We start from the raw sequence: 15742 nt of genomic DNA, 5'->3' as shown, positions 1-15742 counted from the left end.
AACTGGGGCTTGACCATGTCTCAATTGTATATTAAATTTGGTGACAGATTACAGGCAGATCGAGAATTTTTCTTGGGCGGCTGAATCTCCCAAAATCAAACCCTGACACAGTTCAGCGTACACTCCCTCTCTTTCCAAATCTGTGGGTAGGTAGCATTACTTTTTAGGCTTTATGTCTAAACCCAAACCATTCATAACACGATTCTTATTTTTAATCTTTTCAAGTTCATCTGATACAACCTTTATCACTTTCTCAGAATAAAGGATCTTGTCAAAGCTATACCCTAATCTATCCACTGTCCTTTTTAAAGTCAGCATGTTAGGACCAGTTCCTTTCGCATCCTTCAAAGCTCTGTATTGTAGATATGATAACCCATAAGGCTCCATTAGGTTTTTCTCGCTGGGTTTTTTAGACTGTTGGTCAAATTCTTCCTGGGTCAATTCACCATTTTCGAATTTATGCAATACTATTAATTTAAGGCACATTGAGAAAACTATCTTGTAGTAATATCTAAGTGCTTCGGGTTCTTCATAAATAGCATCAAGCTTTTCAAAAATTTCAGGATTCATATTGTCGTTTTGGTGATCGAGTGTTATAAAAGAAAAGTATTCTTCTAATACATCATTTTGATCAATTGTCGGTGAACTAAGATAATAATTTGTCATAAAATTATATAATTTATGTTGAATGCTGCAGTTACAGATTTAAATTTTATAGAAACACTAAGAAAAAACGGCAAAAAGCTATCAAACGGGAGGTTAAAAGCTATAAAAATCACTTTCGATAGCCAATATTTCGGATTGAGCTTATCAAAAGCCTAAGAAAGAATTAGAAGATAAGTGGTTTGTTAGGCTGGCGTAGCTGCTCTTTCTTTGGGAAATTCTAGACTTTCAATTCTCACGAGTTCCCTCACTTCATTTTTGATATTCATATAATTATCCTCCAAAAGCTTTTTCTTCCAGTCTTGCTTGGACATCGTAGCGTAGTTAGCGCCGGGGTAATAACTAGCAACTAACTTTTCTATGTCTTTAATTACTGGTGGCTTTTTGTGAATGTTTTTCATCCCATCCTGATCAACTGTAATTAGGGCGTTAAATGTTTTAAGCTCAGTTTCTTCACCAAAGTTGTCAGCAAACTGGCCTACAAATGTGCCTTGGGATAAGGTTGAAATTTTTGATGGTGGTATCGTATCATTGAGCTGTGTAGACAATGTTACAGTTGTATCCTCTCTGCCAAAAGCAATGCTTTCCTGTTCTTGTTGAGTTTTTCCAAAACGTTCTGAAAGTTTTTTCGCAGATTCAAAAACGAGTTGACCAGAAAAGACATTACCAGGCATGTTCATTACAACCTTGGCTGCCTTTTCGCCATATGCACTGGTAAGTTGTTCAAAATCCTGAAAACCAAGCCAAGTAGCTACTTTATTGGAACGAGCTGTCGCTATAAGCGTATCTATTCCTTTCAGGAACATTGTTGGTAATTCATCCCAAAAAAGGGCTGACTTCAACTTACCTTGCTTGTTGACCATTTTAATCATCTTGGAAGTATACAATGAGAATACCGCCCCATAGACTTCTTGTCTCTCCGGATTATTTCCTGTGCACAAAATCTTTGGATCGTCCGGATTGTTGATATCCAAGCCGAAGTCATTACCTGACATGATCCAGTATAAAGTTTCAGATGAAAGCCTAGCAAGAGGTATTCGGACCGAGGCAATTTGTCCTTCAAGCTGTTCAGCTGCCCCATTTAGCGCAGCGCTAGCAAAAGGCCGCACATAGGCTTCTAGTGCTGGATAAGATGCCATGATCCGAAACATCTCTTCGTAATCTTTCTGGCAGGCAAATTCTAAAATATGAGGAAAAGTGCATACGTTCCGAAAGCGCTTGTATAGCGCAAGGTTCTCAGCATTTTGAGACGCAGGTGATTTCGCTAGCTCGACGTTATACAATTTTGTGTACTTATCACTTACCATTTTCATGTACCAAATGACCGATGCAAGAAAATTAATTGCCGACTCAACGAAGAAGTCTCCTTGTTTATCTACCCAAGTTCTGTTAAGGTTGAGCATAATTGTGGAAGCACTCTGATAACCATCCAATATTTCTGTCATTGTCGATGGAAGCAAGGGATTGCATCTGTGAGAATATTCAATGTCATCAAAATTGATCACACAGAATTTGGGGATTAGCAACTCGCCGTTCGGCTTCCTGCCCCACGCTGTTGGATTTTCATTTAAGGTTTTTTGATAAGCATTATAAGCTTCAATAGTTAACGTGGGATATTTGAAGTCATAAACGTAGAGACAATACCCTTTCCAAGTTGATTGCCAAATAGCCGGATTAAGTATGGTAAAAGACTTACCAGATCCGGGAGTACCTAAGATCATATTGGCCCTAAATGGATTTATGATATTAATCCAGCCAGTTCGCCATTTTTTGTTGAAGTAGTACGAGGTTTTGTAGTGGATAGAATAATCGTTCTCCATATATTCTTCATTCTGCGGAAACGTTTCATTCTCATTGTTAAAAATGTCATTGTTATTCTTGAAGAACATTATGCGTGAAGCATATTGTCCTGCTTTAATAACCCAGAAGATACCCAAGGATGTACTGAACAAGTATAAAAAGTCTCCTATATAGCCTGGAAATAAACTTTTTGTATAGAGAATAAAGATGTTGCCAAAAAAAATGATTGTTCCAAGCGCCCCGTATTTGTATACATCTTTTACTGTTATGCTTGGATCAATCCGACCCTTTGACCCAATTGAATAGATTATCAGAAGGAAATAGACAGTTATTTTAGTAATGAGTGGATGAAAAAACAGGCTATATCTTTCATTAAGCCTAAGCAATATTTTTGAAAAAAACTCAGTTGGGTTAATTCCTCCAATTGACGGAATTTGCGAAAAGAATGAAAAATTGTACCAGTAATGGTGTAAGAAAACCAAAAAGAGTGCAAGGGTGAGCACGAGTTCAACACCCTTAGCACGCCCTTCCTTTTCAGAATTAGTAGCGCTCATAGCTAAAAGAATTATAGATTATAAATTATATATTTTCAAATCTATAATTTTTATTTTACATTTAAAATGTCAATTATTTTAAAAATTTAAACAGCTTGATTTACAGCTATGAAACAAACACGAAAACGGGTATGGGTTTTTCTTTTACTCGCAGCATCAATTCCCTTTGCAGCACATGCACAAGAGGAAAAACTTACCGGGAAGGAGATTGAAAGTAATGTCGTCCGAAATTATTTCGCAGATAATAGACAAGAGGTCGAAAGCAATCGCCTCGATTACGTGATCCCAGAATCTTATAAAAAGTCTTATCCTGCCAGCCTGGGATATGATCTTGAAGTTTTCGCAAAAGTGAAGATTTTAAGAAGCTACTTTCTTTTAGAATACATGCCAGATCCAGCTCCGGAAGTTCCAGAACAATTTCAGTACCAGAAAATTATCAGTGGTGCAGAACAGGAGAGAATGATAGAAGAAGAGTCTGCTGCCAAATTGTACAAGGAACAGTCTGATCCGATGTATTTCGAGAAATCAAGAAAATCCTTCAAGGAGGAATTTAACAAGAGAATGCAAGAAAGGAATCTCAAAAACTAAAAAAAAAGGGGGCTGAATATCAGCCCCCTTTTTTAAGAATAAACCCCTCTATATAATTGTAACTTACCTTTTCTGATATTTCGTGCCGTTAATTTCTAACACGTTGTTTTCAATAAGTATTGGAGTAGCACCAAATCCAGTTACAGCAGAGTAATAATTTCCTTCTTTCTCAAATTTAAGAGGGTACTTATCTCCTTTGCTATATTTAAGAAATAGTCCATTATTCTCTTCATAGATTGTAAGTGTGCTTGCTTTCCCTTTCATCTTATCCCATTCGCCTAAGTATTTATCTTTCACGCTGTCACCCTCAGAATTCCCTGAACAGGAGATAATAAAAAGTCCCAATAGTATGATCAATATTTGTTTCATCTTTAATTTCTTTAAGTTTTACAATCAAAGCATTAAATAAATAAAAAATATTGATTTACACGCAGAGAAATTTCTAAAAGTGACAGCGTGTCACTTTAATCCCTTAGATTCAGAAGCTCTCCTGCTTTATTAATGATTTGAATTAGAACATCCTTAGATAGATGTTGCTCGAAGAGTTGCTTTAAATCTCCCTCTATCTCTTCTACTGTTAAGACAGGCTCAGCTTCCTGAATATCAGCAGATTCCGAATTTTCGATTAGCGTAGATTGCTGTGAATCGTCTTTAAATTCATCTAAATTGAAAGCATCAAATTGATTCGGATCTGTTTGAATTGCACTTATGCTATCTTCTGAGTCTACATAATTAGAGAATGTACTATCAACCAGTTCATCCTCTTTTTGTAGGTATTGCGGATCTTGTTCAACTTCCGGTTCAGCCTCCTGCTCTTTTAGGAGTTTAAGCACACTTTCCATAGAATCTATTGGCGCATCAGGAGTGGCAGATTTTAAAGCTTGAACGTCTTTTTTTGCCAACTTAGACTTTCCAGAAAGAACATCTTTCTTGAATTCGGGTGTTAATTTGTCCATTCCTTCGGCAAATTCACCATCTCTTTTTATCGTCCTGGGAGTTACATCAAACTCCTGAGCAAGTTCTTCTGCAACATTTATTTTTTCTTTAACTGATTTGCCAGATGCTTTACCTGCTTTTTTTAGCTCATTATATTTTAATCCACGCAGATAAGAAACCTGTTCTGGTGTAAGATTTCGGCGGCCAAGTTGATAATCTATCATATAATCCTTCACTTCGGAAAGACCATTGAAGTTCATTTTGTTAACCTTGAAATCTAAATTTTTCTCCTTTGCTATGCCGTATCTATTGTGGCCGTCAAAAAGGACATATACGGTCGAATCATTATCTAAGTTTGCAAACAGCTCATGGGATGGACTATTCGCTTCTAATCCATTAAGAACCGTTATTACATCAGTTTCCCAAACAGAAAGTGGGTCTTTGATACCATATTTGATTAAGTTTTCCTCTAATTGCTTAGATTCGTCTTCTGCCAGGGCCGGAATCAAGTCCTTTAACTCAGGAAGAATAATTATTTCAGATTTGATAAGAGATTCAGTTACAAATGCAGATGGTTTAACATCGCTTGTCTTTTCCTTGAATTTATCCATTGGATTAACTTTGACCTTTGCCATAATATCTTGATTATAAGTTAATTAATTCTTTTGCTAGGCTTACATACTGGTTCCAAGGAGCGCTCTGCGGGCTATACTTAAACAAATCTTCTTTCGCTACCTGACTTTCTTTAATTGCGGTTGACTGAGTAATAACTGTTTCAAATGTATGGATACCCTTAAATGACTCTTTAATGTAGTCCATCATATTTGAGTGTATCTTAGTTCGTTTATCTACCATAGTGAAGACAAAGCCTTTCAGAGATAAATTTGTATTTGAATGCTCCCGTATTTCTGAAATCAATGTTATCAAGTTATTTACTCCATGATAAGCCGATGCTTCAGGCTGAATCGGTACAATACAAGATGCAGACGCAATAAGCGAACTTGTTGTTAAAATATTTAGCGATGGTGGACAGTCAATTAAAATGTAATCGTAGTCACCCTTTAAAGCATCCAACTTTCTCGAAAGTCTAGTCTCAGCTCCGACTGCACTAACCAAATCTTTCTCTTTTTCAGCCAAGCGTATATCAGATGGCGTTAGAAACAAATTTTCGTCAATTCTTAATACAGGTAGGGGAGTTCTACCTAATAAGCTATCAATAACTTGCTCTTTTGGTTCTCCAATATTAAAGCACTGCGATAGATTTCCTTGTCCATCCATGTCCACCATTAATACCTTAAACCCTTCCAAGCTCAACGCTTTCGCTAGATTAATTACAGTTGTAGTTTTGCCAACTCCTCCTTTATGGTTAACTACTGAAATGATGTTTGCATTCTTTTTCCTTTGTTCATCACTGTACCCATATTTCGCCAATGCAGCTTCGATAGCCTCTAAGTGCTTTGAAGGAATTTCTATTGGATCAGCAATCATTGCTTTTGCAATAGTCTTAGCAGGTACTTTGGCATCCTTTTCAATTTTTGATACATTAAGACCGTCCCTAGATCGAATGAACGCAACTATTTTTTCTGAGGTCACCATAAAAGATATATTTGGTTCTAAATATTATACTCAAATGTACAAAAAGAACCACATAGTACCAAATTATAGATTTAATATTTTATATATATTTTATATTGACTCTTTTCCCTTTTGTTATTTTTTGCCATAAAGTGACAGCGTGTCACTTTTAGAGCTTGTTCTTCTTCTTGGGTTTTGCCCGAAGATTCTTCCTCTTTTCTTCCTTCATTTCTTCCAGTCCTCGCGTGCCAAACTCATTTTCATAACCAGATGCATTTCGTTTTACTTCTGCTGCAATTTTTCCACGAGACTTAGCTGAATCAGCTTCAATTTGTCCTGCATTATTGCTGGTTAGCAATCGTTCAATTGTATAGTCTAATCCTGGGCTTCCCGCGCCGCTGGAAGTTTCAGGGGTAGATTTGTTTGGTTTATTAATCAGTGGCTTTTCGCTTTCAGGTTTGTCCTTAGATTTCGTAAATGCAGAACTGTGTCCAAGATCTTCCCAAGTGCCTTTATTAATGTTACCATTGATGACAGAATATTTGAACTCAGGACCAAGCTGCGCTCCCGTGATCATTTTAGAATTCCTGGTTGACAGCTCGGCTTTGCCTTCATCAGAGATACTGAAATTTTTTGTGAAGAGAATACTTGTAAAAGGTTTCCCCGATTTTTTGTTAATCATCTCTTTCGTTTGGACGCCATAACCTTCCTTGTTTAATGCAGCCACAAAATCGGAGAATGTTTTAGAAACAGGCGCTGTCCCTTTAATCAACTGTTTTAATTTATCCTTTTCAGTGGTTTTGGGGTTATCGACACCAAACTTATCATCGGGCAGATAGCTTCCTGCAATCCTTTTTTCAAGGTTCAGCTTAGAATACTCTCGTCCTAAATCAGATCCCTTTATAACAACACCTGACGACTTTTGAATAAATGTAATACCGTTGCCTACCTTGGTCTTAAAACCTTTTTGCAGAAGCTTCACACGCAGGGATTCCAAGTCTTCGGATTCAGGAATCATCTTATCAATATGGTTTCTCAGCTGGGCATGGATCGGGTTGCTTTTCCTTTCTATTTTGCCATCAATCAATAAAATATCCATTTGTTTAGTGGATTGAAGGCCATACTTGTTCTCCATTTTTCTGGAAAAATGACCCATATCCAAAAAGTCATAACTCGTTGAAACAGTATTCTTGCCCAGCTCATTTATCTTGTTAGCTATAATATGTATGTGCTCATGTTCTTTGTCAACATGTTTATAAGCAACAAGTCCATTCTCTTTCAACCCAAATTCCTTTGCATAATCTTTCACAATATTTTGCAAAACTTCATTTGATGGGCTTTCACCTGGCGGGAAAGAAAAGCTAACGTGTGCAACAGGGCTTTTTGTCCTGGTGTTCTGGTCTGCCACACCATGAAGTTCATCAGCAATGTAACTAAGGTCTATGTCTGGACCATATAATTCCAATGCGGTGATGTTTTGAAAATAGACCAGCTCACCCCTGATTTTTAAATCCCCGTTTTCATCAACGCTGCTTCGATCATACTTACAGTATATCATAGCGTTTAGAAAGTCACCACCAGATTTGCCAATATTTCCAATCATTTTAAATCACTGGTAAGATTATACATATCAGTAAATGAGTGCAGCTTTTCCCTGATTTTTTGTAGCAGTAGATCAATCTCAGCCACCGGCTCTAAGTCTCTGTCTAGCTTATTAACCAATTTTTCTATTTTGATAAACAGGGAAACAATACTGGCAATCAGACTTTGGCTTAGTACCATTTCATTGATCGAAAAATCTGCCCTCTGAACCATGCGTTTTAGACCAGCCGCCATGTTTCGAAAATCATCCGAAATTACGGTGTCGGAAGATGTATTTTTTGCAAGCAAAAGCACACTTCCTGCCATACGGAGAATGTTGGTCATTTCAGCTTTGACATCTTCCGGAATTGGCCGGCGCAATATCTTAGATTCCCGGTTAAGCAGTTTCTCTCTGCAAAAAACAGTAAAGTCAACTGAGTATCCTTCCTGCTCAGCTTTCAACTTAGTGATCTCATCAGGCGTTAGCATCAGGGTCACTTTTACTCTCACCTGGTTCGCGGCGAGCTTAGGTCTCCCCGCTTTTTTAGCTCTTTCTTTCTTTTCCATTTTTCTACAATGAGCCGGAGGGCGAATTGACTCCCAGGGGGCAAGCGGTTTTCAGACGGGTAAAATGAACAAAGTGAAATTTTAACCGGGTGAAAACATAGCTTGCTATTACGACTCTTAAATATTTAAGCAAAAATACCCCTTAGGTTGGCTATATCCAAAGCTTGATTTGTAATACTTCGAATCATTTATCCTAATAAAAGGTCCACAATTGAACTATTCAAATAAAACAGGTGAAATCTAATCTTATATCACGCCATATTAAATAAGCCGGACTAAAAACTAGCGGATAACTGGCACATAACTGACGGATAACTAGCGGATAACTGGCACATAAAAAAAACATTTTCAATCAATCTGATAACTGGCGGATAACTGGCAGATAACTGGCACATAACTGGCAGATAACTGGCACATAAGTAAAAAATAGGATTTTTTTAAAAATTACGTTTGTAATTATAAATTATAAATTTAATATTTGATAAAAATTAAATAATCTGTAAGCGTTTATAAATGGACAAGTCTAAGCTCATAGAATTGATAAAGTTTAGCAAACGAAAAGGCATGTACGATTTGCTGTATCTCCATTACTCAGGATACATTGATAATCTTGCGTATGAATTTGCTGCAACAATTATTTCAGAAGAGCTTGGAGTAAATGTCAGCCATCATACTATAAGAAGGATAAGGAAATCTAAGCAGCGTCAAAATTTAGCCAATGGGGGGAATAAAAAAAATGAATCGACGATAGCAACATCTGAAGGAATATCAACGACGCTTGAACCTGATCCCATTGCAAAAAAATTAGAATATCTAAAAAACTTCAAACCACTTGACGTATTCGCTGAGAAAAAAGTGCAGCAAAATTCAGGGTTTAAACCTATGGACTGACAAATTTATTATTAACCATCAATATCTATTACAATGAGCAAGCCAACAATTACAAAGAAGTTTAACTTCATTATTCAATCAAAAGGTGGAGTAGGGAAATCGTTTTTAACCTATATACTTGGGGTTAAGCATGAAAACAATATGGATACCTACATACTTGATGTTGATGGATCTACTAAAACCAGTACTAAACAGTTAAAGTTTTTGTATGATCAAAAACGAATTGCAAAGATTGACCTTCTTGATAAACAAGAAAGAATTGCCAGAGATAAACTATTTGGAAGCATCGAGGAAATATCGGGATTGTCATACAAAAATTACATACTCGACTTTGGTGCTCCTGAAAGTGAGCAACTTCCGGCACTGTTTTCAAGAGATGTAAACCAAGAGGACCTAAAAGCATTTACCGATTATCTAAATATTGAATTTGTCTTTCACGTCATTATAGCAGGCGGAACCGCTTATACGGCTTGTGTAGAGTACCTAAACTCCATTGTACGAGTGGTTGGCACAGAATTCAAAATCGTTGTCTGGCTGAATGAAAATACCTTGCTGAATTATCCGCAACAAATCGAAGAAATAGTTGAACATGCCAGAATTCTAGAATTGCAAGTTGAAAGATTTGGCGATGTCTTAACTGGAAGTGTATTTGATACTCAGATCAGTGAAATTATGCAACAAGGTCTTGGACGTGAAGGGATAGATAAATCAGGGCGCATGATTACGGTTCAAATGAATAAACTCACTAGAGATTTGATCATATAATGGCACACGTATCAAAAGAGGAGATAAAAAGGATTCAAGGATCTTACCAGCTAAAATATGGTGAAATAATTGATCCAATGACTGCAATGCTTTTATATGAGGTGGAAGACATCAAAAGATCGGACATCGCAGAAAAAAATGAAATCCTTGCTTCAATTCATAGGGAGATCAACGAAATGAAGGAGGTATACCGGCCATTTACTACAACGGACTTCAAAGTTGCTTTTTTTTATGGTGTAGGTAAATATACCTGGGCATGGTTATCAATATTTGTTATTGCCCTTGGTGTTATTTTAAATCATGTCAAAGAAACGACTATGATAGAATATCGGACAGCGAAACAAGTTTTAGAGCGCTATCCGAACATTGTCATACTCGAAGCATTAATAAAAAACGGGAAAGTTGTCGAAAAAAAGCAAGGCACATTCTTAGAAGTGGAGCCAGCAACGAAGAAATTGCTTGTAGGAAATACCTACGTTACAGATCCAGAAAAAGCGATGAACAAGGAAGCATCAAAAATCCTTATCCCGCTCTCTTTTAAATAATCGCTAAGCAAAAAAAATTTGTTAAAAAATATAAATTATAGATTTTATATTTTATACCTTTGATAATATATCAATTTAATATTTTTACCTCACAAACTATGCTAGCTATCGTTATCAGTAATTCGATTTACATAATTCTGTGTTTTGTATTGTTCATCGGATATGTATTTGCCTATACTTCATTAAATGGGCTGCTATCAAAGAATCAGAACAAGTTAAGCGAGAAACCGAAAGCTGAGTCATTCAACTCACTAAAAGGCGGTAGGGGAGGCTCCATCTCAGAAGCTGACCGTAGGAACATTGAAATGGCTAAGAATGGAGGTCATGAAGAAAACAATGAAGGTTTCATGTTTGATGAAAATGCAAGAATAGGAGGTAGCCTTCCAGCTCAACCACTTGAAGAACCAGTTTCCGAAACGGTTGCTGATCCTGAAAAAAAAAAGCTCTTAATGGATCAGCAGCTTCCTAATACTTCTGATAATAAATCAGAAGTAAGCAAAGAACCAGATGGGGAAGAAAATGTTGGAGAAACTAATCATTCTGATGAAGACGAAGATGAAGATTGCGGTATTGTTGCTGTGATCCATAACGAAGATGATGAAGATGAACATCAGCCTGCGAGCATTGAAGATGTATTCATTGGAGATATGTCAACGGACGACTTAATTCTTCACAGTTTATTAAAAACTCAGATGTTGGAAAGCGAAGAAATCAGAATAGCTCTAACCCAGGAATGCATTCAAGTCAATGATACTGTCAATAAACTCGAAGCAGACACAGGTAATCGTATAGACATTATCGTTAGTAAACTTCTTACCTCTCGCGAAAGAGTCGTTTTTAATTTATTTCCCCAATTTCAATATGAACAAGCTGCATAAACTAAACTTCGAATTAGCCCTTGGTGTACTCCTTGGAGCACTATTGATCTTTTATGTTGGATTCAAAGGCTCCCTATCACTTGTCACAATTGAAGAAACATTTTTCTATTGTGTCTTCTCCACCATCGGAATTTTAATAGGATGCTGGGGGTACAAACAGTTCAAAAAAACCGTGTTCTAACAGTCAAACAAGCATTTTAACAGTTCATTTATATATTTTTTTAACAATTCAAAAACAGTTTTATGAAACAGATTTTTAAAAAGGTGACTGCTGCATCAGCAATGGTTTTGGTTGGTATGGGTAGTGTTTTAGCCCAGGGTAATGCAGGTATTCAGGCCGGAGCTGCTGCAATTCAGCAAGCAACAACTGATTTGCAGGCATACTTTGAGCCGGTGACAACTCTGATCTATGTAATTGCCGCCTTGGTAGGTTTGTTTGGAGGTTTCCGCATTTACTCTAAATGGCAAAATGGAGATCAAGATGTACAAAAACATGCAATTGGCTGGGTTGGTGCTGTTTTATTCCTTCTCGCAATCGCAGCTGTATTGCAAGCAGTATTCTTCACCTAAGAAAGTAAAGTAATGAATCATTACATGCCAAATGGTTAATAACCATTTGGCATTCTTAACCTTTAAAATTATAAACCATCAAAGTTATGAAAAGTATACTGGGCCAAATTTTAGTTCAAATGCAACATTACGTTGGAACAGGAGAAGGTGCTATTGATGGGTCAATAATTGACAGATACGTAACAAACCCTATATCAGATAATTTACAGCTCTTCACAACATTTGTTTACGTAATCTGCGGATTTATGGGTTTGCTTGGCGGCTTTAAGATCTATTCGAAGTGGATGAATGGCGATGATGATATTAAAGGGTATGGGTTTAGATGGGTTGGTGCAATCATCGCAGTACTCCTTGTAGGAACATTGTTGCAAAGAATTGCTTCACAACAAAAAGCCATGTCGGGTGATTCTAATGTTCAAAACTTTATAAATGAATAGCTATGTCAATGAGTGGTGCATGGGTAATGGCAAAAATTATAGCACTGACTATCATTGCTGTTGCCGGATTAATAGCAGGGCTGCGCATTTTCCAAAATATGCAAAAGGGAGAAGAGTTTGAAGGTCCAATAATTAGATGGGGAGCGGGACTGGTGGGAGCATCTGCACTTGTATATGCTGTGGAAGCTTTCATTTATACTGATAGCGCTGGGTGGGCAAGTTCAGGTACTGCCCCACACTTAGTAGCAATAAGCTACGGAGCGGAAGCGCATCAAGCTGCTCTATACTTAGGAATTCTATTTTCGATTATCGGTCTTATCCGTATATATAAGAAGGTTCGGGACGGTGATGATGATGTTTATGACTACGGACTCAAATGGTTTGGCTCATTGATGTTCCTATTTATGATGGGATGGATCATTGACAGCATACTCAATTAGGTGACAATCTGTTACTTAACTCAATAATTTCGAAATCAACACCAAGGTATTAAGTGACAGCGTGTCACTTTAACATAACCATCTATTAGCCATGAAAAAATATACCATTTATCGAGGAATCGACAACGAGATCGAGTTCAAAGGTCTCAAAGGTCAGTTCTTCTATTATGCAGCTATTGGAGCTGTTATAACGATCATGCTGACTTTGTTTTTCCATATTGTTGGACTACCGATCATTATCAGCATTGTCTTTCTTGTTGGGGGTTTAGCTACGTCTTTTTTTGTACCCCAGCACTACAACAAATCTCATGGAAAATGGGGGTTTAGCAAGTTGCCTGTTGTTACCATGCAACCCAAATTTATAGTAAGACGAAAAGCCGCGCGTAATGTCGTAAAACTTAGAGCAGTTAAAAGAAATTAGTTATGTCAATGAAAATCAAGGAGGAAGAAAGTATCTTCCCAATTCTCGCAATAGATTCACACACAGATGTTATGGTATCAGCTAATGCTGACATTACCCTTGCATTTGAGCTAACACATCCAGAAGTATTTACAGCTTCGGATGGTGAAATTGATATTCTTTCTGACGCATACGTTAATGCGATTAAAACACTCCCTGTCGGATATATTGTTCATAAGCAAGACTGGTATGTTGAAGCTGAATATACTGCTGACTTTAACAATCCAACCATTAAAAACGGAAACTACCTTGCTCACGCAAACGAAAAGCATTTTGGTGAAAGACCTCACGTAATACATAAATGTTACATATATGTGACCCGGCCCTCAATGGATGCAAAAACAAGATCGAGCAAGAACTCATCTTTGTTAAAAAGGCATCTTGTCCCAAAAGAAATGTTACAGCAAAGCACATGGGATGCTTTCATGGATTCATGCGCACAATTCGAATATCTTCTGAATGGATCTGGTAAAATTAAGGCTCGGAGATTATCACCATCAGAAATTTTAGGTACTGAAAAAGAAACCGGACTTCTTGATAACTACCGCAGCCTAAGCTATGACGACAGAAGTTTATTAGAAACGGAAACTTCAAAAGATGGCTCGTTAAAAATTGGTAACAAATGGGTATACATGTACGTAATATCCGAATTGAATGACTTTCCACCAGCTGTAACCAATTCTATAACCTACGAGCCGTATTCCTCTGATAGATACCAAATACCAGTAAGCACGGGTGCAGTCTTAGGTATTGGAATGCCATACAATCATATCTTCAATCAAGTAATAATGATTGAAGATCGTGGGAGTATCAACAAAAACCTTGTGAAGGAAATTAAAAGACACAACTCATTTTCTGAGTGGGAAAAAGGAAATCAGGTATCAATGGCATACAAAGATGATTTTCTTCTAGAAATGGAAAAAAATGGAAGGGTTCCTGTAAAGGCACATTTTAATGTCATGATTTGGGCAAATGACAGGGAAACTGCGGAAGCATATAAATCAACTACGGCTTCTTCTATTGCAAACTTGGGATTCACCCCACGACAAGCTAGACACGACATATCTACAATATATTGGAGTTGCATACCGGGTAACATTGCAGAAATCGGAATAGACAATTTGCTAACATCATTTGTTGACGAAGCCGTTAGTTTACTGGCAATGGAAACAAACTACAATGACGCTGGATATTCTCCCTCCGGGATACGAATGACAGATAGGTTTGGCTATCCATTAATGGTTGATCTGTATGATGCCCCTTTGAAGAAAGGCGCGATCGCTAATAGAAATACATTTATTGTGGGTCCATCTGGATCAGGAAAATCCTTTTTCACAAATAACATGGTTTATTACATGCTTACAGCCAAGATGCATGTAAGTATTGTCGATGTTGGGCACAGTTACAAAAAATTATGTGAAACAATGGGTGGTAGATATATCACCTATTCACAAGATGATCCAATCGCCTTTAATCCATTCTTCTTTAAAACACTCAATCCATCAGAGGAAGATGAAGACGCTCTATCTGAATTGCTATTAAGCCTTTGGAAAACAGATAATGAGCGAGTAACAAATGCTGAACTAACAACTATCAGAGATATTGTTCACTCATATTATGTGTTCCTAAGAGTTAAAAGATTATCTGGAGAGAAGTACTATCCTTGTTTCGATACTTTTTACGACTATACAAAAGTTGAGTTTCCCGCAGTATTCCACAAAAACGGTGGCAGAGAAGATGTTGAGTTTGACTTAAAAAATTTCCTTTACGTATTGAAGCCTTATTATGATGATGGGCAATACGGTTTCCTGCTCAATTCCAGGAAGAACATTGATTTGATGGATCTCCCTTTTGTGATCTACGAGTTGGACAACATTAAAGACCATCCTGTATTGTTTCCGGTGACAACAATCATGATTATGAATACTTATGTACGTAAGTTATTCAACGTAAAGGGAACAATTAAGGCTCTAATTATTGAAGAAGCCTGGAAAGCTTTGACGAAAGAAAAATTTGCAAACTTCCTGCGTTGGGCATCTAAAACAGTTAGAAAGCATGATGGTTCCTTGATAGTTGTTACCCAGGAACTTGATGATCTTATCGGTAGTGAAGTTGTAAAAGATGCAATTATCAATAACTCTGATATTAAAATCCTTTTAGATCAGAAAAATTACGAAAACAGATTTAAAGAGATTGAAGGCTTACTCGGATTAAGTGAAAAACAGGCTTCCATTGTACAATCTGTCAACAGATCCATTGATCATAAAAGGCCACCTTACAGAGAGGTGTGTATCCTTTTAAAGGACTACGCCAAAGTGTATGGTATTGAAGTAAGCCCAACCGCGTATGCTGCCTTTACTACTAGAAAAGATGAAGTGGAAGAAATACACAGACTTGCCAAAGAGGTTTATCATAATGATATGACCAGAGCTACAACTGCTTGGGCAGGTGGAGAACGGCCACGTAAGCAATTAGCAACAAGCAACAACTAA

17 protein-coding genes are annotated in these 15742 nt (G+C 37.2%); 10 read left to right on the top strand and 7 right to left on the bottom strand.

Translation table 11 applies throughout. The features are described from left to right. Positions 1 to 156: 156 nt before the first annotated feature. Both FEM33_RS10220 and FEM33_RS10215 read right to left on the bottom strand, forming a co-directional pair. Positions 157 to 666: a hypothetical protein gene (locus FEM33_RS10220; RefSeq protein ID WP_138484468.1), complete on the bottom strand. Its 510-nt coding sequence runs from the start codon at positions 664 to 666 to the stop codon at positions 157 to 159. Between the two features lie 182 nt (positions 667 to 848). Continuing rightward, positions 849 to 3017: a YWFCY domain-containing protein gene (locus FEM33_RS10215; protein WP_139011963.1), complete on the bottom strand. Its 2169-nt coding sequence runs from the start codon at positions 3015 to 3017 to the stop codon at positions 849 to 851. 108 nt (positions 3018 to 3125) lie between these two features. Here FEM33_RS10215 and FEM33_RS10210 point away from each other — a divergent pair, with 108 nt between their 5' ends. Continuing rightward, entirely contained in the window at positions 3126 to 3605 is a 480-nt protein-coding gene (locus FEM33_RS10210) for a hypothetical protein (RefSeq protein ID WP_139011962.1), read from the top strand. A gap of 63 nt (positions 3606 to 3668) precedes the next feature. Here FEM33_RS10210 and FEM33_RS10205 read toward each other — a convergent pair whose 3' ends face one another. The 5 genes from FEM33_RS10205 to FEM33_RS10185 form a co-directional block, all read right to left on the bottom strand. After that, on the bottom strand, positions 3669 to 3974 hold the full coding sequence (locus FEM33_RS10205; protein ID WP_139011961.1) for a hypothetical protein: 306 nt from the start codon (positions 3972 to 3974) through the stop codon (positions 3669 to 3671). A 95-nt stretch (positions 3975 to 4069) separates the two neighbouring features. After that, positions 4070 to 5176 (bottom strand): ParB N-terminal domain-containing protein, encoded by a 1107-nt coding sequence (locus tag FEM33_RS10200; protein WP_139011960.1) that lies wholly within the window; start codon positions 5174 to 5176, stop codon positions 4070 to 4072. 10 nt (positions 5177 to 5186) lie between these two features. After that, a complete protein-coding gene (locus FEM33_RS10195) occupies positions 5187 to 6137 on the bottom strand; it encodes an AAA family ATPase (RefSeq protein WP_139011959.1) in 951 nt (316 codons plus the stop codon). Positions 6138 to 6285: 148 nt separating this feature from the next. Then, positions 6286 to 7719, bottom strand: a complete 1434-nt coding sequence (locus tag FEM33_RS10190) for a relaxase/mobilization nuclease domain-containing protein (protein WP_139011958.1) — start codon at positions 7717 to 7719, stop codon at positions 6286 to 6288. After that, positions 7716 to 8264, bottom strand: a complete 549-nt coding sequence (locus FEM33_RS10185; protein ID WP_139011957.1) for a hypothetical protein — start codon at positions 8262 to 8264, stop codon at positions 7716 to 7718. The genes FEM33_RS10190 and FEM33_RS10185 overlap by 4 nt, the downstream gene beginning before the upstream one ends. A gap of 513 nt (positions 8265 to 8777) precedes the next feature. Here FEM33_RS10185 and FEM33_RS10180 point away from each other — a divergent pair. From FEM33_RS10180 to FEM33_RS10140, 9 genes are all read left to right on the top strand, one after another. Beyond that, entirely contained in the window at positions 8778 to 9155 is a 378-nt protein-coding gene (locus FEM33_RS10180) for a hypothetical protein (protein ID WP_139011956.1), read from the top strand. A gap of 33 nt (positions 9156 to 9188) precedes the next feature. Beyond that, the gene (locus tag FEM33_RS10175) at positions 9189 to 9920 is read left to right on the top strand and encodes a P-loop NTPase family protein (RefSeq protein WP_139011955.1); all 732 of its coding nucleotides are present in this window, start codon (positions 9189 to 9191) and stop codon (positions 9918 to 9920) included. Further along, positions 9920 to 10465: a hypothetical protein gene (locus FEM33_RS10170; protein WP_139011954.1), complete on the top strand. Its 546-nt coding sequence runs from the start codon at positions 9920 to 9922 to the stop codon at positions 10463 to 10465. Before FEM33_RS10175 ends, FEM33_RS10170 begins: the two co-directional genes overlap by 1 nt. A gap of 98 nt (positions 10466 to 10563) precedes the next feature. Further along, the gene (locus FEM33_RS10165) at positions 10564 to 11343 is read left to right on the top strand and encodes a hypothetical protein (RefSeq protein ID WP_139011953.1); all 780 of its coding nucleotides are present in this window, start codon (positions 10564 to 10566) and stop codon (positions 11341 to 11343) included. 243 nt (positions 11344 to 11586) lie between these two features. Then, the gene (locus FEM33_RS10160; RefSeq protein ID WP_229214182.1) at positions 11587 to 11913 is read left to right on the top strand and encodes a DUF4134 family protein; all 327 of its coding nucleotides are present in this window, start codon (positions 11587 to 11589) and stop codon (positions 11911 to 11913) included. A gap of 86 nt (positions 11914 to 11999) precedes the next feature. Beyond that, the gene (locus FEM33_RS10155) at positions 12000 to 12350 is read left to right on the top strand and encodes a DUF4134 family protein (protein WP_139011952.1); all 351 of its coding nucleotides are present in this window, start codon (positions 12000 to 12002) and stop codon (positions 12348 to 12350) included. A gap of 8 nt (positions 12351 to 12358) precedes the next feature. Beyond that, positions 12359 to 12790, top strand: a complete 432-nt coding sequence (locus FEM33_RS10150; protein WP_166444648.1) for a DUF4134 family protein — start codon at positions 12359 to 12361, stop codon at positions 12788 to 12790. A gap of 91 nt (positions 12791 to 12881) precedes the next feature. After that, complete coding sequence (locus tag FEM33_RS10145) at positions 12882 to 13211, top strand: DUF4133 domain-containing protein (RefSeq protein WP_138484440.1); 330 nt, start codon at positions 12882 to 12884, stop codon at positions 13209 to 13211. 8 nt (positions 13212 to 13219) lie between these two features. Further along, positions 13220 to 15742, top strand: a complete 2523-nt coding sequence (locus FEM33_RS10140) for a TraG family conjugative transposon ATPase (RefSeq protein WP_229214181.1) — start codon at positions 13220 to 13222, stop codon at positions 15740 to 15742.

The sequence above is a fragment of the Dyadobacter flavalbus genome, assembly GCF_006149045.1.
GTDB classification, from domain to species: domain Bacteria; phylum Bacteroidota; class Bacteroidia; order Cytophagales; family Spirosomataceae; genus Dyadobacter; species Dyadobacter flavalbus.
This window is presented reverse-complemented; position numbering and strand designations above follow the sequence as displayed.

What these genes read in the sequence shown, in the direction of transcription:
- FEM33_RS10220 (WP_138484468.1), bottom strand. Translation starts at nt 666, where the DNA reads ATGACAAATTATTATCTTAGTTCACCGACAATTGATCAAAATGATGTA.
- FEM33_RS10215 (WP_139011963.1), bottom strand. Translation starts at nt 3,017, where the DNA reads ATGAGCGCTACTAATTCTGAAAAGGAAGGGCGTGCTAAGGGTGTTGAA.
- FEM33_RS10210 (WP_139011962.1), top strand. Translation starts at nt 3,126, where the DNA reads ATGAAACAAACACGAAAACGGGTATGGGTTTTTCTTTTACTCGCAGCA.
- FEM33_RS10205 (WP_139011961.1), bottom strand. Translation starts at nt 3,974, where the DNA reads ATGAAACAAATATTGATCATACTATTGGGACTTTTTATTATCTCCTGT.
- FEM33_RS10200 (WP_139011960.1), bottom strand. Translation starts at nt 5,176, where the DNA reads ATGGCAAAGGTCAAAGTTAATCCAATGGATAAATTCAAGGAAAAGACA.
- FEM33_RS10195 (WP_139011959.1), bottom strand. Translation starts at nt 6,137, where the DNA reads ATGGTGACCTCAGAAAAAATAGTTGCGTTCATTCGATCTAGGGACGGT.
- FEM33_RS10190 (WP_139011958.1), bottom strand. Translation starts at nt 7,719, where the DNA reads ATGATTGGAAATATTGGCAAATCTGGTGGTGACTTTCTAAACGCTATG.
- FEM33_RS10185 (WP_139011957.1), bottom strand. Translation starts at nt 8,264, where the DNA reads ATGGAAAAGAAAGAAAGAGCTAAAAAAGCGGGGAGACCTAAGCTCGCC.
- FEM33_RS10180 (WP_139011956.1), top strand. Translation starts at nt 8,778, where the DNA reads ATGGACAAGTCTAAGCTCATAGAATTGATAAAGTTTAGCAAACGAAAA.
- FEM33_RS10175 (WP_139011955.1), top strand. Translation starts at nt 9,189, where the DNA reads ATGAGCAAGCCAACAATTACAAAGAAGTTTAACTTCATTATTCAATCA.
- FEM33_RS10170 (WP_139011954.1), top strand. Translation starts at nt 9,920, where the DNA reads ATGGCACACGTATCAAAAGAGGAGATAAAAAGGATTCAAGGATCTTAC.
- FEM33_RS10165 (WP_139011953.1), top strand. Translation starts at nt 10,564, where the DNA reads ATGCTAGCTATCGTTATCAGTAATTCGATTTACATAATTCTGTGTTTT.
- FEM33_RS10160 (WP_229214182.1), top strand. Translation starts at nt 11,587, where the DNA reads ATGAAACAGATTTTTAAAAAGGTGACTGCTGCATCAGCAATGGTTTTG.
- FEM33_RS10155 (WP_139011952.1), top strand. Translation starts at nt 12,000, where the DNA reads ATGAAAAGTATACTGGGCCAAATTTTAGTTCAAATGCAACATTACGTT.
- FEM33_RS10150 (WP_166444648.1), top strand. Translation starts at nt 12,359, where the DNA reads ATGAGTGGTGCATGGGTAATGGCAAAAATTATAGCACTGACTATCATT.
- FEM33_RS10145 (WP_138484440.1), top strand. Translation starts at nt 12,882, where the DNA reads ATGAAAAAATATACCATTTATCGAGGAATCGACAACGAGATCGAGTTC.
- FEM33_RS10140 (WP_229214181.1), top strand. Translation starts at nt 13,220, where the DNA reads ATGAAAATCAAGGAGGAAGAAAGTATCTTCCCAATTCTCGCAATAGAT.